The sequence below is a fragment of the Salmonella sp. A7 genome (assembly GCF_020181675.1).
GTDB lineage: Bacteria > Pseudomonadota > Gammaproteobacteria > Enterobacterales > Enterobacteriaceae > Salmonella > Salmonella enterica.
Window position 1 is genome coordinate 3269877 of sequence record NZ_CP084001.1, and the last position, 19821, is coordinate 3289697.

The window sequence follows — 19821 nt, forward strand, 5'->3', positions numbered from 1 at the left end:
ATGGCTACCGCTGCGATCAGGGTGTCGCGGTCATCCATTCCGGTTTCTGGAAGGCGCTATAAATATTCTTTGGATCGTCGATGACCGCGCGATAAGCCGGCGATTTCACCGCCTCGACAATATCTTTGGCAAACGGCTTATCGGCATCTTCACTGCGTACCGCAATGATATTTTTCAGATTCTCATCCAGGTGTTCCTGCTTAATCGCGCTGGAAAGATCCAGTCCTGCCGCCACCGCAAAGTTCCCGTTAACCAGCGCGCCGGTCACGCCATCCAGCGTGCGCGGTAGCTGTGCGGCTTCCAGCGGTTTGAAAACCAGTCCTTTTGGATTGCTGGCGATATCTCGTTCAGAGGCTTTGGTCGGATCGATATTGTCCTTAATCGTGATAAGCCCCAACGATTGCAGGAAGCGAAGGCCGCGCGCCAGGTTGGTCGGATCGTTGGAGAGGGTAATAATGTCCCCTTTTTTAAGCGCATCCAGACTGTTGATTTTACGTGAATAGAAGCCCATCCCGGCGGTCGGTACCACAATAAGTTTGCTGAGCTTCAACCCTTTGTCAGCGGTGAATTTGTCAAAATAGAGGGTATGTTGAAAGAGGTTGGCGTCAATGCTGCCGTTAGCTAACGCCATATTGGGCTGGACATAGTCGCTAAACTCGCGCACCACGACCTTATACCCTTTTTCTTTTAATGTCGGCGCAATCGCCTGCTTCACCATGTCGCCATACGGCCCTGGCGCGACGCCAAATACGATCGTTTGCGGGGAACTATCGGCATGGGCAAACTGTAATCCGCAGGCCAGTAATAGCGTGCTGGCCGCAATGCGTAAACTCTGACGCAATCCCATAATTTCTCCATTTTAAATAGTGTGATGCTGTGCCGGATGCCGTTCATGCGGCATCGTCTGTTTTGGCCCAAACGAAAGGCTATTTCTTAACATGACACAGATCACAGCCTGCTGTCCTTGAAATTATTTCATGATGTTTCCTGGTGTGTCGTTAAATGTACGAGGCAGGCGCTCAGGCGTGTGTCAGGCGGGAATGGCGTAAAGGGAAATGCCGGATAAGAGGTCTTAACGCCAACATCCGGCAGAGGAAAACGCTTTAGAAATCGTAACGCAGACGCACCAGGTTCATATCGCCCAGATTATCAGTGCTGGAGGTGAAAACATGTTCATAATCAACGCGGAAACCATAATCCAGTTGGAAGGTGATCCCCACGCCGTTATCGGTACGCAGATAGTCGCGGCCATTCACATATTCAATGCGGTCGCCCATAAAGTACGGTTGAATAGCTTTTACGGCATACTGACCAATCGGGAAAGCGTAACCGACAAAATATTCCAGACCCCACGCATCGCCGGCAAAGTAATCATTCACAGACACTTTTTTGGTCGTCATAAAGTTCTGATACCAACCGCCGCCTGCGGCAATAGTCCAGTTTTCCGGCGTCCAGCTTAACGCGGTACCGACAATATTTTGATCGTAAGTTTTATTGCCGTTGCCGCGCATCTCCGCACGGGTATAGTTCCATGCCGTCCCCCAGGTCAGATCGTCGGTGAGATGGTAATCCGCGCCTAAAGAACCGCCGCCTTTACGTTTGTAATTCAGGCCGTTATTGGCATTATAATCGTCGCTGAACAGATAAGACGCGTAGAGATCGACATTACCAATGCTTTTCTTATACTTCAATGATTTACGCGTGCGATAAGAACCATCGTAGTCGCCGTTAATCCCGTTGCCCGGCGCCTGACCTATCATGTCGTAATCCCAGATATCGGTTTTTGCGCCCACCACATCGTAATAAATGCTGTTCTGTTGACCGAAGGTCAGCGTTCCCCACGTCGCGCTCTTGAAGCCGGTATACAGCATACGGCGAGTGGTATCAGTCGCACCCTTCGCATAATGGTTATCCCAGTCAAATACCGCAGGGATATTGACGCCCAGCTCGTAATAGCTAATCCAACTGATATCATCAAACAGATAGTAATCCGCGGCGAAGCGGAAACGCGTCCCGCCATCAAAACCATTACGTTTATAACCGTTCGCGCCGTCATTGCCGGTCATATTCTGGAACTGCGGACGAATACTCCCGCCGACGGTGAAATTGAGTCGGCTGAGTGGATTACCCGCCTGGGGATCTTGTTTTAAAACGGTGATTTCCGCCTGAGTAGCGAAAGGCATGAAAGCCACTGCCGCGCCGATCGATGCCGCCAACGCTGTTATTTTAATTGTCATTATATTTTCCTTGATAGATAGCCAATCCAAATCATTTAGCAGGCAAATAATAACTGTTATAAAACCTTACGTGTTGTGTATTTTTTAATGATTTGTGCTACTAAAAATCAAGGAGTTATCAATTTGTGCGACTAAAAAAGTACGCGCCGTTTTAAAAACCGGCGCGAAATTATTCACATCATGAATCATCCGCTAAACTGGCGGAATAGCGCTTTGCCTTTCAGCAAACGAACGCCAAGCCAGCCGCCGCATACGGAAAGCAGCAGCGCGCCGCAAAACGGCAGTACGCCCCATAAACGCCAGTCCGGCTCCCAGGGGAAATCAAAAACGTTGATTTGTAAGATCGCCAGCGCCGTTTCCGCGCCAATCGCGGCGACCAGCCCGGCAACTAATCCCAGCATGGCGAATTCGCACCAGAGTGTGGTACGCAACAGTTTCTTTCCGGCTCCTAACGTGCGCCACACCACCAGCTCCTGATGGCGCTGACGCATCCCGACCTGTACCTGGGCCAGTAATAGCAACATGCCGCAGAGGGTGACTAGCACAACCATCACCTCCAGCGCCCGGCTGACCTGCTCCAGCACCTGTCCCACCTGTTTCAGGATCGCCCCGATATCTAACAGGCTGACGGTAGGAAACTCGCGGTTAAGCTGCGTTAACATGCCGTTGCCATTCTCCCAGCGAAAACTGGTCAACCAGCTTTGTGGTTGCCCGTCCAGCGCCCCGGAAGGAAAAATGAAGAAAAAGTTGGGACGCAGGCTTTCCCAGTCCACTTGACGCAGGCTGGTGACTTTAGCGCTAAATGCCTGGGTATCGCCCATAAAGGTTACGCTATCGCCGAGTTTGACGTTCAACCGCTTCGCCAGCCCCTCTTCCATAGAGACTTCGCCCGGTTTTGGCGGCCAGTGACCGGCGACCAGCGGATTATGCGCCGGGCGCGTATCCTGCCAGGTCAAATTCAGTTCACGGTTGAGCGACTCATCCTGCTGACCTTCCGTCGGATTACCATTTATCCTGGTTAACCGCGCCCGCACAATCGGATAAAACGTCTGCGGAATCACCTGATGTTCCGCCAAAAAGGCTTTCAGCGGCGCGACCTGCTCTGAAGCAATATTGATAAGGAAATAGTTCGGGCTTTCCGGCGGGAGCTGCTGTTGCCAGCGATCAAGGAGGTCGCCGCGCAGCACCAGCAAGAGCGCCAGCAGCATAAACGAAAGCGAAAACGCCGAAAGCTGGCTCAACGTTGACCACGGCTGACGCAGAAGTCGGCTGACGGCCAGACGCAGCGGTAGCGACGTCAACGTCATGCCGCGCAGCACGTTAAGCAGCATCCAGCCCACCAGACCGCACAGCAGCGCCAGTATCACTGCACCCGCCAGAACCGCCCACAACAGCATACTTCCGCCCATCAATCCGGCGAGCAGCGCCACCACGACGGCGCAGGCGACAGGCAAATAAATTTTTAACGGCCAGACGCGAGCGACAACATCGCGGCGCAGCACCCGTAGCGGCTGGGTCGCCAGCAACAATCGATAAGGCCGTAAACCGACCAGCAGAGAGATGACCGTCATCGCACCCAGCGCCCACAGCCAGGGCCACAGGCTGGCGGGCGGCAAATCGGCGGGCAATACCGGTTTTAGCAGCACCAGCAATATGTTTTCAAACAGTAACCCAATCGCGCCTCCCGTGACGGCGGAAAGCCCCAGCACCATCAACCACTGTCCGATGATAAGTTTACGCAACTGGGCCCGGCCCGCGCCCAACGTTTTTAAAATCGCCACCAGATCGTAGCGGCTACGGCAGTAATGGCTCATCGCCACCGCGACGGCAGCTACCGCCAGCAGTAGCGTTAATAACGCCGAAAGCAGCAAAAACTGCTGCGAACGTTCGAGCGATTTCCCCAATGCCCCGTCATCCTGCTCCAGTCCGTACCAGCGATGTTCCGGTTTAAGCTGCGGTAACAGCCAGCTTTCATAGCCAGCAAGCTGTTGCGGCGTTCCGCCGAATTTATACCTCCACATCACGCGACTCCCCGGCTGTATCGCACCGGTTTTTGCCACATCGGCCATATTCATCATCAGACGCGGCGCCATCTGAAAAGGGTTAAACCCGGAATCCGGCTCCTGCACCACTTCACCGGCAATACGCAAGGTCACGTCGCCGACATCAATGGTATCGCCCGTTTTCAAATTAAGCAGCGCCATCAGACGCGGCGCCAGCAGTACGCTACCCGGCTGCGGTTTCACTCCGTCAGGACGGGTTTGCAATTCGCCGTACATCGGATAAACGCTATCTACCGCCTTCACGCTGGCCAGTTGCGGCGTATCGCCGGCAAACGTCATGGTCGCAAAGGTTAACTGCTCGCCCACGTTAAGACCGCGTTTACGCGCCTCTTCAAGCCAGGCTTTCGGTACCTCTCGCGAACTTTGCAGCGTCCGATCGCCTGCCATAAACTCACGGCTTTGCTGACTTAACCCTTTTTCCATCCGGTCGCTGATACTGCCGAGCGCCAGTACGCAGGCCACCGCCAGGCTCAACGCCAGCCAGACAATAATCAGCGACGGCGAACGCCATTCGCGCCAGAACCAGCGAGCTATCATGCCTCCTCCTGTAACTGACCGTTGACCAACCGCAGCCGTCGGTCGCAGCGCGCCGCCAGCGCCGGGTCGTGCGTCACCAGAATCAGCGTGGTGCCGTGTTCGCGGTTAAGCGAAAATAGCAGGTCGGCGATTTTATCTCCGGTCTGGCGGTCGAGGTTGCCCGTCGGCTCATCGGCAAACAGCACATCAGGACGCCCGTTAAACGCGCGCGCCAGCGCTACGCGCTGCTGTTCGCCGCCGGAAAGCTGTGCCGGAAGGTGGTCAAGCCGTTTTCCCAGTCCCAGTTGTTCGAGCAGCTCTTTCGCCCCCGCCTTACTCTGACCGCTGTTTTCACCGCGTAGCAGGGCCGGTAGCTCAACGTTTTCCAGCGCGTTAAGCGTAGGAATAAGCATGAAGGATTGAAAAACAAAACCGACATGCTGAGCGCGAAGCTGCGCCCGCGCCTCTTCGTCCATCTGGTGAAGCGGTTTCCCCACCAGACTGACCTCTCCGCTACTGCCGTCATCCAGTCCGGCGAGAATCGCCAGCAGCGTAGATTTTCCCGATCCTGATTCGCCAATCAGCGCAATGGTTTCGCCGCGTTTGACAACCAGTTCAACTCCGGTAAGGATGGAAAGCTCATGCTCACCCTGACCGACGGACTTCCTGAGACGATGAACTTCAACACTGTTTTCCGCTGGCATTTGCCCTTCCTGTTTTTGATCCTGTTAACTTTCCGTGCCGCCGCCGCAGACACCTTATTAATTCTGGGCGATAGCCTCAGCGCCGGTTACCGTATGGCCGCCAGCGCGGCATGGCCGTCGCTCCTTAATGATAAATGGCAAAACAAAACGTCGGTCGTTAATGCCAGTATAAGCGGAGATACCTCGCAGCAGGGACTGGCGCGTTTGCCGGCACTGTTGCAACAGCATCACCCGCGCTGGGTAGTGGTGGAGCTTGGCGGCAACGATGGCCTACGCGGTTTTGCGCCTGCGCAAACCGAACAGACGCTACGTAAAATCATTCAGACGGTGAAAGCCGCCGATGCCCAACCGTTACTGATGCAAATTCATCTGCCCGCTAACTACGGTCGCCGTTATAATGAATCCTTTAGCGCCATTTATCCTAAGCTCGCCAAAGAGTTCGATATTCCTCTGTTACCGTTTTTTATGGAAGAGGTATATCTGAAACCGCAGTGGATGCAGGATGACGGCATTCATCCCAACCGCGACGCCCAGCCGTTTATTGCCGACTGGATGGCGAAGCAGTTGACCCCTTTTCTCTCCTGAATAATTCGAGTTGCATGAGGGCGGCACGTAAGAGAATGTCCAGGAGCATAGATACCTATGTGACTGGAGTAAACGAACGCACAGGCAACTTGAAGTATGACGGGTATAGTTAACCACGACTCTTAAATCAACGGAGATCCTGACAGGTAAAGTTATGCAAAAATCGGTCTTAATAACAGGATGTTCCAGCGGAATCGGTCTGGACAGCGCGCTTGAACTTAAACGCCAGGGCTTTCAAATCCTGGCGGGCTGCCGCAAACCTGATGATGTCGCCCGGATGAACAGTATGGGATTTACCGGCGTGTTGATCGATCTCGACTCCCCTGAAAGCGTGGATCGTGCCGCCGATGAAGTGATCGCCCTGACCGATAATCGTCTGTATGGGATCTTTAACAATGCCGGCTACGGCGTGTATGGCCCCCTTTCCACCATCAGCCGTGAGCAGATGGAGCAACAGTTTTCCAGTAATTTCTTCGGCGCGCATCAGCTTACCATGCGCTTACTTCCCGCCATGTTGCCGCATGGCGAAGGACGCATTGTGATGACCTCATCGGTGATGGGGCTGATTTCCACCCCAGGGCGCGGCGCTTACGCCGCCAGCAAATATGCGCTCGAAGCCTGGTCTGACGCGCTACGTATGGAGCTACGGCACACAGGCATTAAAGTGAGTCTGATAGAACCGGGACCAATTCGTACCCGTTTTACGGATAACGTTAACCAGACGCAGCGTGATAAACCGGTAGAAAATCCCGGCATCGCCGCACGTTTCACCCGCGATCCTGACGCGGTAGTAGCGAAAGTGCGTCATGCTTTTGCAAGCGATAAACCCAGGCTGCGCTATCCCGTTACGCTGGTCACCTGGGCAGTGATGGCGCTGAAACGCCTATTGCCGGGCCGGATGCTGGATAAAATTTTACAAAGCTGAGTTGAAGCGCGCCCGTCAGCCCCCATGTAAACGTGACACAGACAAAAGAGAGCGACGCCATGTCCGTACAGAACATTGTCAATATTAATGAATCCAACCTGCAGCAGACCTTAGAGCAGTCCATGACCACGCCGGTACTGTTCTATTTCTGGTCTGAACGCAGCCAACACTGTCTGCAATTAACGCCAGTGCTGGAAAGTCTGGCTGCCCAGTACCACGGTCAGTTTATTCTGGCAAAGCTGGACTGCGACGCCGAACAGATGATCGCCGCTCAGTTTGGTCTGCGCGCCATCCCGACAGTCTATCTGTTCCAGAATGGCCAACCGGTCGATGGTTTCCAGGGACCGCAGCCGGAAGAGGCGATCCGCGCTCTGCTGGATAAAGTACTGCCGCGTGAAGAAGAGCTAAAAGCGCAACAAGCGATGCAGTTAATGCAGGAGGGCAACTATGTTGACGCGCTGCCGTTGCTCAAAGACGCCTGGCAGCTCTCTTCGCAGAACAGTGAGATTGGCCTGTTACTGGCGGAAGCGCAAATTGCGCTGAACCGCTCTGAAGAGGCCGGAGCGGTGTTAAAAACTATCCCGCTACAGGATCAGGATACCCGTTATCAGGGGCTGGTCGCGCAGATCGAACTGCTTAAACAGGCGGCGGATACGCCGGAAATTCAGCAACTTCAGCAGCAAGTCGCGGAGAATCCGCAGGATGCGGCTTTGGCAACGCAACTGGCGTTGCAGTTGCACCAGGTCGGACGTAATGAAGAAGCGCTGGAATTGCTGTTCAGCCATCTGAGAAAAGATCTTGCCGCCGCCGAGGGACAGACGCGCAAAACCTTCCAGGAGATCCTTGCCGCGCTCGGCACCGGCGACGCGCTGGCGTCGAAATACCGCCGCCAGTTGTACGCGCTACTGTATTAATCCTCTCTTGCCTGATGGCGCGCTTATCTGGCCTACCTGTCGTCCTCAGGCCGGATAAGGCGCTTGCGCCATCATCCGGCAACTATCATGATTTCTTGAGCGGCATCACTACCAACTGATGACGCGAATTATAGAACTTCCGGTAGGTTAAATAGCAGGCAATGATGGTAGACAGGCTGGCTGTCGACAACAGCATAAACGTTACCATAATTTGATATTTAATCGCTTTTACCGGATCGATCCCGGCAAAAATCAGCCCGGACATCATCCCCGGCAGGCTCACCAGCCCAACGGTCTTTGCCGAGTCGATCGTCGGGATAAGCGATGCGCGGATGCTATCGCGGATAAGCCCGGCGGAGGCCATTTTCGGCGTTGCGCCCAAACTTAACTTTTCCTGGATTTGCTGCTGCTCGCTATGAAAACGCAGCCCCAGTTGGTTGTAGCACAGCCCTACCGCTACCATCGCATTACCGGCGACCATGCCAGCGATGGGAATCACCTGCATCGGCGCAAATTCAATCGAACCGGTAAGCACCAGTACCGTCAGCGTTAGCCCGGCGCCGACGGTGATGGCGATAAACGAGGAGAGAAATGCCTTATCGATATATTTACTGCGCTTTTGCGCGTTCCATGCGGCGTTAAAACAGATGAACAGCACCATCAGCAGCGTCAGGGCGGCATGATTAACGCCAAAGATGTATTTCAGTACATAGCCGACAATAATGAGCTGTATCACCGCCCGGCATACGCTCCACAGAATATCTTTTTCCAGCGCCAGCTTTTCCTTGTGACTGATGAGCATCGCGACCACCACCAGCAGCATCGATAACGCCAGCGAGGTATTGGTAATATTATGCTCGTTCATAACGCGCCTCCTGCATCTCTCCGGCAGATGGCGTTAACGTTATCACCTTATCCGCGTGTTGAATTTCATCTTTATCATGCGTTACCCACAAGACAGCGACCTGCTTATCGCGAACATAGCGATGAATAATATCATTCACATTCCGTTTGTTATGTTCATCCAGCGCGCTGGTTATTTCGTCGAGTAACAGTATTTTCGGCAGAAACTGTAGATTACGAATTAGAGCAATACGCTGTTTTTCTCCACCGGAAAGCGCGGTAATCGGTTTTTGCAGAATCGTCTCCGGCAGTTCAAAACGCGCCAGATCGTCTGCGAAGGCTGTCGGCTGCGGGCGCTGATGGCGAATTTGCCAGGGAAAAATCAGGTTATCGTAAACCGTATCACCAAATAGCGCTGGCGTCTGAGCGCAATAAGAAACCTGCTGGCGATAGGCTTCCGGACTCAGAGTAGTAATATCCTGCCCCTCAAAAAGAATCACGCCGATATCAGGGCTTATTAATGAGGCCACCATTTTCAACAACGTACTTTTTCCGCAGCCAGAAGGACCGGTAATTAACTTAAATTCGCCGCGTTGCAGCGTAAAACTGATGTTATTCACTATTTTTGTCGTCGCAGTCCGGTAACCGACCTGCTTTAACTCAAGCAACATGCTACGTTCTGTCATTTATTGCGCATCCGTTGTTCATATTTTTATAGCGATAGTGTATCCCTGTAATTAATAAGGGGGGAACATGCTTTACTGAATCAGGTATAATTCGCTTAATTCGTCAGCAAAATCGGTTTATGGACAACGCAACAGGAGGTTTAGCTATGCTCATTCTTATCCCTATTCTCATTTTCGTCGCGCTGGTGATCGTCGGCGCGGGCGTCAAAATCGTTCCGCAGGGATACCAGTGGACGGTGGAGCGCTTTGGACGTTACACCAAAACCCTGCAGCCGGGATTAAGCCTTGTTGTACCGTTTATGGACAGAATTGGCCGCAAGATCAATATGATGGAGCAAGTGCTGGATATTCCGTCGCAGGAGGTGATCTCAAAAGATAACGCCAACGTCACTATCGATGCGGTCTGTTTTATTCAGGTTATCGATGCGCCGCGCGCCGCTTATGAAGTCAGTAACCTGGAACTGGCGATCATTAACCTGACCATGACCAATATCCGTACGGTGCTCGGTTCGATGGAGCTGGATGAAATGCTCTCCCAGCGCGACAGCATCAACACGCGGCTGCTGCATATTGTCGATGAAGCCACCAACCCGTGGGGAATTAAAGTTACCCGTATCGAAATTCGCGATGTCCGCCCTCCGGCGGAATTGATCTCCTCGATGAACGCCCAGATGAAAGCGGAACGTACCAAACGCGCCTATATCCTTGAGGCCGAAGGGGTACGTCAGGCGGAAATCCTGAAAGCCGAGGGGGAAAAACAGTCGCAGATTCTGAAAGCCGAAGGCGAACGTCAGTCCGCTTTCCTGCAGGCGGAAGCGCGCGAACGTTCCGCCGAAGCGGAAGCCCGCGCTACGCAGATGGTGTCTGAAGCCATCGCCGCCGGGGATATTCAGGCGATAAACTACTTCGTGGCGCAGAAATACACCGAAGCGTTACAGCAAATCGGCTCGGCGAATAACAGCAAAGTGGTCATGATGCCGCTGGATGCCAGCAGTCTGATGGGCGCTATCGCCGGGATCAGCGAGCTGGTTAAGGACAGCGCCAGCGAACGGAAAAAAGCATGATAGCGATGATTCTGGTACATCCGCATATCTTCTGGCTTAGCCTCGGCGGCCTGTTGTTGGCTGCGGAAATGCTCGGCGGTAACGGCTATTTGCTGTGGAGCGGCGTGGCGGCAGTGATTACCGGCTTAACCGTCTGGCTCTTACCGCTCGGCTGGGAATGGCAGGGCGTGCTGTTTGCGGCCTTAACGTTGCTGGCGGCCTGGCTTTGGTGGCGCTGGCTGGCGCGTCGCGTGCGGGAACAGAAGCCGACCGACAGCCGCCTTAACCAACGCGGACAACAACTGGTAGGCCGCCGGTTTATGCTTGATGCCGCGTTAGTGAACGGACGGGGTCATATGCGTGTCGGCGACAGCTCGTGGCCGGTATGCGCTGACGAAGACCTGCGCGCAGGTACGCATGTCGAAGTGATCGCCGTGGAAGGCATCACCTTACGCATTCGCGCCGTTTAATCAACGTGGCTTTTGCGCCTTGTGATGACAGCAGCCGGAAAGATTATCAATAATCGGGCAGTCGGCGCTGTCATCGCCGGGACAACTCTCCGCCAGCGCCAGCAATTGATCGCGCATTGATTGCAGCTCGCTGATATGGCGCTCGATCTCCGCGACCTTTTCCAGCGTCCGCTTTTTCACATCTGCGCTATGGCGTCGCGGATCGTTAAACAGATTGACCAGTTCGCCACACTCTTCCAGATTAAACCCCACCTGCCTCGCCTGTCGCAGCAACGTCAGCTCGTTTAAATGCTTCTGCGTGTAGGTGCGATAACCATTTTCGCTACGTAATGGCGGCGTCACCAGACCTTTCTCTTCATAAAACCGAATGGCTTTGCTGGTTAAACCGGTTTTTTTCGCCACATCGCTAATATTCATATTTCCCCCTTGACCTTAACCTTGCTGGAAGGTTTAACCTTTATCACAGTGAGTCACTACGATTACTAAGGTCAATGAATTGATGACCAATCATAAAGGAGTTTTTACTATGTCTCAAACTATCGACCTGACCCTGGACGGTTTGTCCTGCGGTCATTGCGTTAAACGCGTGAAAGAAAGTCTTGAACAACGTCCGGATGTTGAGCTGGCGGACGTCACCGTAACCGAAGCGCACGTTACCGGTACCGCCAGTGCGGACGCGTTAATTGAAACCATCAAACAAGCCGGGTATGGCGCGACGTTAAGCCACCCAAAGGCTAAACCGCTGACGGAGTCATCAATCCCGTCGGAAGCACTGGCAGCGGTTCCTCATGAGCTTCCGGTAGCGACGGCCGATGAAGAAAGCCAACAGTTGCTGTTAAGCGGCATGAGCTGCGCCAGTTGTGTCACCCGCGTACAACATGCGCTACAAAGCGTACCGGGCGTCACGCAGGCACGGGTAAACCTGGCGGAACGCACTGCGCTGGTGATGGGCAGCGCGTCCGCCGCTGATTTAGTGCAGGCGGTGGAAAAAGCCGGCTACGGCGCAGAGGCGATTGAAGATGACATCAAACGCCGCGAGCGCCAGCAGGAAACCGCCATCGCCACCATGAAACGTTTTCGCTGGCAGGCCATCGTCGCTCTGGCGGTCGGTATACCGGTCATGGTCTGGGGGATGATCGGCGATAACATGATGGTGACCGGCGACAACCGCAGCCTGTGGCTGGCTATTGGCCTGATCACGCTTGCGGTGATGGTCTTTGCGGGCGGTCATTTTTACCGTAACGCGTGGAAAAGCCTGCTGAACGGCACGGCGACGATGGATACGCTGGTGGCGCTCGGCACCGGGGTCGCCTGGCTCTACTCCATGAGCGTCAACCTGTGGCCGCAGTGGTTCCCGATGGAAGCGCGGCACCTTTATTACGAAGCCAGCGCGATGATTATCGGTCTGATTAATCTCGGACACATGCTGGAAGCGCGCGCCCGTCAGCGTTCCTCAAAAGCGCTGGAAAAATTACTCGATCTCACCCCGCCCACCGCACGCGTCGTGACAGAAGACGGCGAAAAAAGCGTCCCGTTGGCGGACGTTCAGCCAGGGATGCTGTTGCGGCTCACTACCGGCGATCGCGTGCCGGTGGATGGCGAAATTACCCAGGGCGAAGCGTGGCTTGATGAAGCCATGCTGACCGGCGAACCCATTCCACAGCAAAAAGGCGAAGGCGATAGCGTTCATGCCGGCACCGTCGTCCAGGACGGCAGCGTCCTGTTCCGCGCCAGCGCGGTGGGCAGTCATACCACGCTGTCACGCATTATTCGCATGGTACGCCAGGCGCAAAGCAGTAAACCGGAAATTGGCCAACTGGCCGATAAAATCTCCGCGGTGTTCGTTCCCGTCGTCGTGGCCATTGCGCTGTTCAGCGCCGCTATCTGGTATTTCTTCGGACCGGCGCCGCAAATTGTTTATACGCTGGTCATCGCCACCACCGTACTGATTATCGCCTGCCCTTGCGCATTAGGCCTGGCGACGCCAATGTCGATTATTTCCGGCGTAGGCCGCGCTGCCGAATTCGGCGTGCTGGTACGCGACGCCGATGCCCTGCAACGCGCCAGTACGTTGGATACCCTCGTTTTTGATAAAACCGGGACGCTGACGGAAGGCAAGCCGCAAGTGGTGGCGGTAAAAACCTTTAACGGCGTTGAGGAAGCTCAGGCATTACGTCTGGCAGCCGCGCTCGAACAAGGCTCCAGCCACCCGCTGGCCCATGCGATTCTGGAAAAAGCCGGCGACGATAAACTGCCTCAGGTGAACGGTTTCAGAACGCTGCGCGGACTGGGCGTCAGCGGTGAAGCGGAAGGTCATCAACTGCTTCTGGGGAACCAGGCGTTGCTGAACGAACAGCACGTCGCCACGGATGATATGACGGCGGAAATCACCGCGCAGGCCTCGCAAGGCTCTACTCCGGTCCTGCTGGCGATTGACGGTAAAGCGGCGGCGTTACTGGCGGTACGCGATCCATTGCGCAGCGATAGTATTGCCGCGCTTGAACGCCTGCACAACGCCGGATACCGTCTGGTGATGCTCACCGGGGATAACCCAACGACGGCTAACGCGATTGCCAAAGAAGCGGGTATTGATGAAGTGATTGCGGGCGTTCTGCCGGATGGCAAAGCCGATGCGATTAAACGTCTGCAAAGCCAGGGTCGTCAGGTTGCGATGGTCGGCGATGGTATCAACGATGCGCCCGCGCTGGCGCAGGCGGACGTCGGTATCGCGATGGGCGGCGGCAGTGATGTGGCGATTGAAACCGCGGCGATTACGCTGATGCGCCATAGTCTGATGGGCGTGGCGGATGCGCTGGCCATTTCGCGCGCGACGTTGCGCAATATGAAGCAAAACCTGCTTGGCGCATTTATCTACAACAGCATTGGTATCCCGGTGGCCGCCGGTATTCTGTGGCCGTTTACCGGTACCTTGTTAAACCCGGTAGTAGCGGGTGCGGCAATGGCGCTGTCTTCCATTACCGTCGTGAGCAATGCCAACCGGCTATTGCGCTTTAAACCGAAAGCGTAAAAAGTCCTATCAGGCAGCATTAGCTGCCTGATATATTATTAAGCCATCAGTAATTTACCGTATCAATATATAAAAATTTAACCGCACATCCTGTAGAAAAATAAAAAACAACATTTTATAATGTTTTTTTGAATCATAAGGATGTGTTATTTATGTTTAGAAAAGCAGTTACTCTTCTTTTCCTGCTTTCTCCCGCAGTTAGTTATGCAGGATTATTTGATTCCAGTCCAGAGTTAAAATGCGGCAACGATAATGCAGTCACGGCGGCAAAAGAGTGGATCTATAATGAAGCATTAGGTCGTTTACAGCAAGACTATATTAAAGCGCCTTCCACGCTTTTCTTCGATATCCCCCAGACTCAGTACGAGCAGCAACTCCGGGCTATTCCTGTTCAATTCAGTGATGTAATAACGCAAAATCCTCAATCAGAAAATGCCAACCTACGAATTTGCTCGGCTACCGTCGCCATGGGTATTCCTCAGTCATTGTTTAAAGTAATTAAATACTTACCAGATACTCTATTCTATATTTCACAAGGGAATGGACAGGTAATAAACAATACGGTGACCTGGAAAGAGGTTAACTACAATATCCAGCTTGCTGACAACAACAAAGATATTGTCGTCACCCCGGTGAAAAAAACCGATAAATTGGCGTGGTCTATTTATGTAATGGCAAGAATGACGGTATCTGGTGATAATCTCATAAAGAAAAAAAATAGCTCACTGATTGAAATCGCAGCAAAGAAATTTGAGAGTAGAGATCGCGAGCTTAATCAGGTCTGGAATTCACTACCCGCCTCTGCCCGAACGGCATTAAAACAAGAGCAGCGAGTCTGGGTGACAAAAAAAGAGCAGCAGTGCGGCAAACTTAGCGATGCAAAATCCGAGGCCATACCTGCTGAAAAGCGCATCAGTATTTATAAATGCCAGCTTGAAATGACCATCGCCAGAACGGCCTATCTCGACGGCAGCGAATAACCCGACCGATCGTTGACGTCCCGTCAGGGCGCATTGCGCCCTTTTCTCCAACGCGCTAGCATGAGCTTTTTCAAAGGGAGCGCGTATGGAGCTATTAAATCAACTTAAACGTTTATGGCGCGCGCTGCGTGGTACCCCAAATAGTTGGCCTGCTATCGATCTCTCCCTGCCCGGCGGTCGTCATCTGCATCTGGTTGGCAGTATTCATATGGGGACGCGCGATATGGCTCCTCTTCCAGCAAAGCTGGTGAAAAAGCTACGCCAGGCCGACGCGCTGGTCGTTGAAGCGGATATTTCTGGTAACGAAACGCCATTCAGCAATCTCCCCAAATACCCGCCGTTGGTCGAACGTCTCAGCGCCGGGCAGCTAAGCGCACTGGAAAAACGGGTCAGCGAGTTGGGTATGCCGCTGATCCATTTTGATAATCAACCTTTATGGCAGATAGCTATGGTGCTACAGGCCACGCAGGCGCAACGGCTGGGATTGCGCCCGGACTATGGCATTGATTATCAGCTATTACAGGCTGCCCGCGAAATGTCGCTGCCGGTGCAAGAGCTGGAAGGGGCGAAACACCAGCTCGAACTACTCTGCGATCTGCCCGATGGCGGGATGGCGCTGCTCGACGACACGCTGACGCACTGGCACACCAACGCACGGCTTTTGCAGGTGATGATCGGCTGGTGGCTTGAACAGCCGCCGACCAGCGTCGGCGCTTCGCTCCCCAGAACGTTTAGCCAACCGCTGTATGATGTACTGATGGTAAAACGCAATGAAGCCTGGCGCGACGCGCTGCTGGCACTGCCGCCGGGACGCTACGTGGTAGCCGTAGGGGCGCTACATCTGTACGGCGAAGGCAACCTACCGCAAATATTGAAATAAAAAAATGGCCAATATCGCTATTGGCCCGTCAAAGAGGAATTTCATCGTTATTATTATCCCGACGCTTTCGCTTCGGATCTTCAGATTGTCGCTCAAAGTTGCCGCAACTGCCAAGACCTAATGCACAAGATTATACTATTTTTTAGTCCGCTTTCGGGCGTATGCTGATGGCAAATCACGTCTGTAGTAAGAAGGAACGTTATGACACCCGCAGTTAAGTTACTCGAAAAAAACAAGATTCCGTTTAACATTCACACCTACGATCACGATCCGAATGAAACTAACTTTGGCGATGAAGTGGTGCGTAAGCTCGGGCTAAACGCCGATCAGGTGTATAAAACGCTTTTGGTTGCCGTGAATGGCGATATGAAGCAACTGGCCGTCGCCGTAACGCCTGTAGCCGGGCAGCTGGATTTGAAAAAAGTCGCCAAAGCTCTGGGCGCGAAAAAGGTCGATATGGCCGACCCGATGGTGGCGCAACGCACCACGGGATATCTGGTCGGCGGGATCAGTCCGCTGGGACAGAAGAAACGGCTGCCCACGCTGATTGACGCGCCTGCCCGCACGTTTGCCACTATTTATGTTTCCGGTGGTAAACGCGGGCTGGATATTGAACTGGCGGCTGACGATTTGGCCGCCATACTGGGTGCTAAATTCGCTGATATCGCGCGTCGGGATTAAGCCTGCGTAAAATACATTGCCGGATAGCGGCGCAAACGCCTTATCCGGCCTACAGCAGACATAATCCGTAGGCCTTAAGGCTGCGCGCCATCAGGCAGAAATGGCTATCCGTACCGCTACAGCCAGCTCACCTCACCCTTTGGCGTAAACGCCGCCGCATCCAGCGGTGAATTCTGCTGAATAAACTCTTTCAGCACTTCCGCGTCAATAAACCCGGTATTCACGTATCCCGGTTTGTTATCGATGCGCGGATAACCATCGCCGCCCGTGGCGTTGAAACTCAGCGTCGCCATGCGATAGGTTTTGGCCGGATCAACAGGCTCGCCTTTGATTTTCAGATCGGTGAGCTTGCCCTCTTTGGCGACAAAGCTCACATTGGCGAACTGTGGATAGGCGCCGGAGTCCGGCTTCATCTGCGCTACGGCGGTGAGATAATCAACCACCTCTTTGCCACTCATATCGGCATACACCACAATGTTGCCGAACGGCTGTACCTTGAGCACGCTTTTATAGGTAATATCTCCCGCCTCAATCGAGTCGCGAATACCGCCGCCGCTCATCACGCCAAAATCGGCGCCGGTGCGCGCGATCTGCGCAGCCAGAATCACCCGTCCCATATTGGTCTGGACAAATCTGACCTTACTGCGATCGCCTTCAAGAAGGCCATTCACGCTACCAATTTTCACCTCCAGTTGCGCTTTACCTTTATTCTGGAACGGCGTTAATAACGAGAGCATTTGCGGATTTTCGGCGATTTCCGGCGTGTAAAGTACACGCTCGCTTTTCCCGTTATCCCAGGTCACTTTTTTCTTGAGATTTACCGGAATAAGCTGGTAGTTAACCATTTTCATCTCGCCGTTACGGAATTCGAAATCCGCGCGGCCCACATATTTACCCCACTCATGCGCCTGCACGATCCAGATACCATTTTGCTTATCCGGCGCGCAGGGCGTTCCCGGTACGTAATTCACCTGTTTTTTATTTTCCGACGCCATGCATACCGGGTCTTGTGAGTGACCGCCCACAATCATCGCCAACGAACCGGCAGGCAGGCTACGCGCCATCTCAACGTCGCCCGGCGCGTTCGAACCGTGATCGCCGTTGTCATAATGTCCCATATGCGTGGTCGCGATAATCACGTCCGGTTTTTCATTCATATTAAGTTCCTGAATCACCACGTTTGCTTCTTCAGCAGGTTTACGAAACTCAATATCGGTGAAATATTCCGGGTTGCCTATTTTCGCCGTGTCATCGGTGGTTAAGCCAATTACCGCGATTTTTATATCCTGGCGTGTAAAAATAGCCCACGGCTTAAACAGACGCTCGCCGGTACTTTTTTGATAAATATTGGCGGAAAGAAAGGGAAACTTCGCCCACTTTTCCTGCTGGCGCAATACGGTGAGCGGGTTATCAAACTCATGATTACCGACGGCCATAGCGTCGTAGCCAATCAGATTCATCCCGCGGAAATCGGGCTCCGCATCCTGGAGATCGGATTCCGGCACCCCGGTATTAATGTCGCCGCCGGATAACAACAGGACGCTTCCCCCCTCTTGCGCCACCTCTTTACGGATACTGTCCACCAGCGTTTTTTGCGCCGCCAGACCATATTCGCCATATTCGCTGCGCCAGAAGTGACCGTGGTGATCGTTGGTATGCAGGATAGTAATTTTATAGGTTTTATCTTTTTCGTAAGCCTGTGCAGGCTGAGTCGTCAGCGCGAACGCCGCCAGTAACGCCAGCGCCACACCCCGTTTCAAAAATTTCATCTTTCTCTCCCTGACTCAATATCAACCGCAGAAATTACCTTTCCTTGCAATAATAGACAAATATGTTTTCAGAATTGAGACTTCCTTCAAACACATTTCACAGGTATGTTAGGCAAGTAATAATTACACATCCTACTATCTCCAACATCGCATAAAATTTAAGTGACTTTCTATGGCCATGAGTGAACCAACCCAGCCGTTAGCCGGCGCGCCCGCAGCGGCCGCTAAAGCACGTACTTCGTTTGGTATTTTGGGCGCGATCAGTCTTTCCCATCTGCTGAACGATATGATCCAGTCGCTAATCTTAGCCATTTATCCCCTGTTGCAGGCGGAGTTCTCGCTGACCTTCGTCCAGATAGGTTTGATCACCCTGACGTTCCAGCTCGCCTCATCGCTGCTGCAACCGGTCGTCGGCTACTGGACGGATAAGTATCCCATGCCGTGGTCGCTGCCTGTCGGCATGTGTTTTACCCTGAGCGGGTTGGTACTGCTGGCAATGGCGGGAAGTTTTGGCGGCGTATTGCTCGCTGCGGCGCTGGTGGGTACCGGCTCGTCCGTTTTTCACCCGGAATCGTCCCGCGTGGCGCGCATGGCCTCCGGCGGACGTCATGGTCTGGCGCAGTCTATCTTCCAGGTCGGCGGAAACTTCGGCAGTTCATTGGGCCCGCTGCTGGCCGCCGTGATTATCGCGCCCTATGGCAAAGGGAATGTCGCCTGGTTTGTGCTGGCCGCGCTGCTGGCGATCGTGGTGCTGGCGCAGATCAGCCGCTGGTATGCAGCCCAGCACCGGATAGCGAAAGGCAAGCCAAAAGCGATAATCGCTAACCCGCTGCCGCGCAATAAAGTCGTGCTGGCGGTCAGCGTGTTATTGCTACTCATTTTCTCGAAATATTTTTATATGGCGAGCATCAGTAGCTATTACACCTTTTATCTGATGCAAAAATTCGGATTATCAATACAAAACGCGCAGCTCCATCTGTTTGCCTTCCTGTTTGCGGTGGCTGCCGGGACGGTAATCGGCGGGCCGGTGGGCGATAAAATCGGCAGAAAATATGTGATATGGGGCTCTATTCTCGGCGTCGCGCCGTTTACCCTTGTTTTACCCTACGCCACGCTGTACTGGACGGGGATTTTAACGGTGATTATCGGCTTTATTCTCGCGTCGGCGTTTTCCGCCATTCTGGTGTATGCCCAGGAGCTGCTGCCAGGACGCATCGGTATGGTTTCCGGCCTGTTTTTCGGGTTTGCCTTCGGAATGGGAGGCCTGGGCGCAGCGGTGTTGGGGCTGATTGCCGACCATACCAGTATCTATTTAGTTTATAAAATCTGTGCTTTCCTGCCGCTTCTGGGGATACTGACCATATTCTTACCTGATAATCGACATAAAGCGTGATTTTATGGCGGTTAAAGGTACGCTTTAACCGCCTGTACATCCTGATGCCATCTTGCTTTGTCCATCCCATACTTATCACTTTTACGTTCCGTGCTCTTTTTGCC

General features: G+C 53.5%; 18 protein-coding genes. 10 read left to right on the top strand and 8 right to left on the bottom strand.

What is annotated here, in order from left to right:
• Positions 1 to 16: 16 nt before the first annotated feature.
• The 4 genes from LCS67_RS16090 to ybbA form a co-directional block, all read right to left on the bottom strand.
• Positions 17 to 847 carry a MetQ/NlpA family ABC transporter substrate-binding protein gene (locus LCS67_RS16090; RefSeq protein WP_000524317.1) on the bottom strand — a complete coding sequence of 277 codons (831 nt, stop codon included), beginning with the start codon at positions 845 to 847 and terminating at the stop codon, positions 17 to 19.
• 256 nt (positions 848 to 1103) lie between these two features.
• Positions 1104 to 2237 (bottom strand): porin, encoded by a 1134-nt coding sequence (locus tag LCS67_RS16095; protein ID WP_000152866.1) that lies wholly within the window; start codon positions 2235 to 2237, stop codon positions 1104 to 1106.
• Between the two features lie 185 nt (positions 2238 to 2422).
• Positions 2423 to 4837 carry a putative ABC transporter permease subunit YbbP gene (gene ybbP / locus LCS67_RS16100; protein WP_000561766.1) on the bottom strand — a complete coding sequence of 805 codons (2415 nt, stop codon included), beginning with the start codon at positions 4835 to 4837 and terminating at the stop codon, positions 2423 to 2425.
• On the bottom strand, positions 4834 to 5520 hold the full coding sequence (ybbA, locus tag LCS67_RS16105) for a putative ABC transporter ATP-binding protein YbbA (RefSeq protein WP_031564408.1): 687 nt from the start codon (positions 5518 to 5520) through the stop codon (positions 4834 to 4836). Before ybbA ends, ybbP begins: the two co-directional genes overlap by 4 nt.
• On the opposite strand from ybbA, the gene tesA reads away from it, so the two are divergent.
• The 3 genes from tesA to cnoX all read left to right on the top strand — a co-directional run bounded on the left by tesA (position 5491) and on the right by cnoX (position 7944).
• Positions 5491 to 6105: a multifunctional acyl-CoA thioesterase I/protease I/lysophospholipase L1 gene (gene tesA / locus LCS67_RS16110; protein ID WP_001010574.1), complete on the top strand. Its 615-nt coding sequence runs from the start codon at positions 5491 to 5493 to the stop codon at positions 6103 to 6105. The genes ybbA and tesA overlap by 30 nt on opposite strands.
• Before the next feature lie 154 nt (positions 6106 to 6259).
• Positions 6260 to 7030 (top strand): SDR family oxidoreductase, encoded by a 771-nt coding sequence (locus LCS67_RS16115; protein ID WP_001172804.1) that lies wholly within the window; start codon positions 6260 to 6262, stop codon positions 7028 to 7030.
• 59 nt (positions 7031 to 7089) lie between these two features.
• Positions 7090 to 7944 (top strand): chaperedoxin, encoded by an 855-nt coding sequence (gene cnoX / locus LCS67_RS16120; protein WP_031564412.1) that lies wholly within the window; start codon positions 7090 to 7092, stop codon positions 7942 to 7944.
• Between the two features lie 85 nt (positions 7945 to 8029).
• Here cnoX and fetB read toward each other — a convergent pair whose 3' ends face one another.
• Complete coding sequence (gene fetB, locus LCS67_RS16125; RefSeq protein WP_001002130.1) at positions 8030 to 8809, bottom strand: iron efflux ABC transporter permease subunit FetB; 780 nt, start codon at positions 8807 to 8809, stop codon at positions 8030 to 8032.
• Positions 8796 to 9473 (bottom strand): iron efflux ABC transporter ATP-binding subunit FetA, encoded by a 678-nt coding sequence (fetA, locus tag LCS67_RS16130; RefSeq protein ID WP_000140195.1) that lies wholly within the window; start codon positions 9471 to 9473, stop codon positions 8796 to 8798. The genes fetB and fetA overlap by 14 nt, the downstream gene beginning before the upstream one ends.
• A 146-nt stretch (positions 9474 to 9619) precedes the next feature.
• On the opposite strand from fetA, the gene LCS67_RS16135 reads away from it, so the two are divergent.
• Together LCS67_RS16135 and LCS67_RS16140 are read left to right on the top strand one after the other, a co-directional pair.
• Complete coding sequence (locus LCS67_RS16135; protein ID WP_000906146.1) at positions 9620 to 10537, top strand: SPFH domain-containing protein; 918 nt, start codon at positions 9620 to 9622, stop codon at positions 10535 to 10537.
• Complete coding sequence (locus tag LCS67_RS16140) at positions 10534 to 10986, top strand: NfeD family protein (protein WP_000561177.1); 453 nt, start codon at positions 10534 to 10536, stop codon at positions 10984 to 10986. Before LCS67_RS16135 ends, LCS67_RS16140 begins: the two co-directional genes overlap by 4 nt.
• Here the strand turns inward: LCS67_RS16140 and cueR are convergent, their stop codons facing one another.
• Entirely contained in the window at positions 10987 to 11403 is a 417-nt protein-coding gene (gene cueR / locus LCS67_RS16145; protein ID WP_001026760.1) for a Cu(I)-responsive transcriptional regulator, read from the bottom strand.
• Positions 11404 to 11512: 109 nt separating this feature from the next.
• On the opposite strand from cueR, the gene copA reads away from it, so the two are divergent.
• From copA to ybaK, 4 genes are all read left to right on the top strand, one after another.
• Positions 11513 to 14014 (top strand): copper-exporting P-type ATPase CopA, encoded by a 2502-nt coding sequence (gene copA, locus LCS67_RS16150; RefSeq protein WP_000083913.1) that lies wholly within the window; start codon positions 11513 to 11515, stop codon positions 14012 to 14014.
• A 152-nt stretch (positions 14015 to 14166) separates the two neighbouring features.
• Positions 14167 to 14994, top strand: a complete 828-nt coding sequence (locus LCS67_RS16155; protein WP_000488532.1) for a lysozyme inhibitor LprI family protein — start codon at positions 14167 to 14169, stop codon at positions 14992 to 14994.
• An 85-nt stretch (positions 14995 to 15079) separates the two neighbouring features.
• A complete protein-coding gene (locus LCS67_RS16160; protein ID WP_000421865.1) occupies positions 15080 to 15874 on the top strand; it encodes a TraB/GumN family protein in 795 nt (264 codons plus the stop codon).
• A 201-nt stretch (positions 15875 to 16075) separates the two neighbouring features.
• Entirely contained in the window at positions 16076 to 16555 is a 480-nt protein-coding gene (ybaK, locus tag LCS67_RS16165) for a Cys-tRNA(Pro)/Cys-tRNA(Cys) deacylase YbaK (RefSeq protein ID WP_000186618.1), read from the top strand.
• Positions 16556 to 16671: 116 nt separating this feature from the next.
• Here the strand turns inward: ybaK and ushA are convergent, their stop codons facing one another.
• Positions 16672 to 18324, bottom strand: coding sequence for a bifunctional UDP-sugar hydrolase/5'-nucleotidase UshA (gene ushA, locus LCS67_RS16170; RefSeq protein WP_000670402.1), 1653 nt, complete (start codon positions 18322 to 18324; stop codon positions 16672 to 16674).
• A gap of 172 nt (positions 18325 to 18496) precedes the next feature.
• On the opposite strand from ushA, the gene LCS67_RS16175 reads away from it, so the two are divergent.
• Positions 18497 to 19717 carry an MFS transporter gene (locus LCS67_RS16175; protein ID WP_001251593.1) on the top strand — a complete coding sequence of 407 codons (1221 nt, stop codon included), beginning with the start codon at positions 18497 to 18499 and terminating at the stop codon, positions 19715 to 19717.
• Positions 19718 to 19821 lie beyond the last annotated feature (104 nt).

Excerpts from the sequence above, each read along its gene's own strand:
- LCS67_RS16090 (WP_000524317.1), bottom strand. The coding sequence starts at position 847 with ATGGGATTGCGTCAGAGTTTACGCATTGCGGCCAGCACGCTATTACTG.
- LCS67_RS16095 (WP_000152866.1), bottom strand. The coding sequence starts at position 2,237 with ATGACAATTAAAATAACAGCGTTGGCGGCATCGATCGGCGCGGCAGTG.
- ybbP (WP_000561766.1), bottom strand. The coding sequence starts at position 4,837 with ATGATAGCTCGCTGGTTCTGGCGCGAATGGCGTTCGCCGTCGCTGATT.
- tesA (WP_001010574.1), top strand. The coding sequence starts at position 5,491 with ATGAACTTCAACACTGTTTTCCGCTGGCATTTGCCCTTCCTGTTTTTG.
- ybbA (WP_031564408.1), bottom strand. The coding sequence starts at position 5,520 with ATGCCAGCGGAAAACAGTGTTGAAGTTCATCGTCTCAGGAAGTCCGTC.
- LCS67_RS16115 (WP_001172804.1), top strand. The coding sequence starts at position 6,260 with ATGCAAAAATCGGTCTTAATAACAGGATGTTCCAGCGGAATCGGTCTG.
- cnoX (WP_031564412.1), top strand. The coding sequence starts at position 7,090 with ATGTCCGTACAGAACATTGTCAATATTAATGAATCCAACCTGCAGCAG.
- fetB (WP_001002130.1), bottom strand. The coding sequence starts at position 8,809 with ATGAACGAGCATAATATTACCAATACCTCGCTGGCGTTATCGATGCTG.
- fetA (WP_000140195.1), bottom strand. The coding sequence starts at position 9,473 with ATGACAGAACGTAGCATGTTGCTTGAGTTAAAGCAGGTCGGTTACCGG.
- LCS67_RS16135 (WP_000906146.1), top strand. The coding sequence starts at position 9,620 with ATGCTCATTCTTATCCCTATTCTCATTTTCGTCGCGCTGGTGATCGTC.
- LCS67_RS16140 (WP_000561177.1), top strand. The coding sequence starts at position 10,534 with ATGATAGCGATGATTCTGGTACATCCGCATATCTTCTGGCTTAGCCTC.
- cueR (WP_001026760.1), bottom strand. The coding sequence starts at position 11,403 with ATGAATATTAGCGATGTGGCGAAAAAAACCGGTTTAACCAGCAAAGCC.
- copA (WP_000083913.1), top strand. The coding sequence starts at position 11,513 with ATGTCTCAAACTATCGACCTGACCCTGGACGGTTTGTCCTGCGGTCAT.
- LCS67_RS16155 (WP_000488532.1), top strand. The coding sequence starts at position 14,167 with ATGTTTAGAAAAGCAGTTACTCTTCTTTTCCTGCTTTCTCCCGCAGTT.
- LCS67_RS16160 (WP_000421865.1), top strand. The coding sequence starts at position 15,080 with ATGGAGCTATTAAATCAACTTAAACGTTTATGGCGCGCGCTGCGTGGT.
- ybaK (WP_000186618.1), top strand. The coding sequence starts at position 16,076 with ATGACACCCGCAGTTAAGTTACTCGAAAAAAACAAGATTCCGTTTAAC.
- ushA (WP_000670402.1), bottom strand. The coding sequence starts at position 18,324 with ATGAAATTTTTGAAACGGGGTGTGGCGCTGGCGTTACTGGCGGCGTTC.
- LCS67_RS16175 (WP_001251593.1), top strand. The coding sequence starts at position 18,497 with ATGGCCATGAGTGAACCAACCCAGCCGTTAGCCGGCGCGCCCGCAGCG.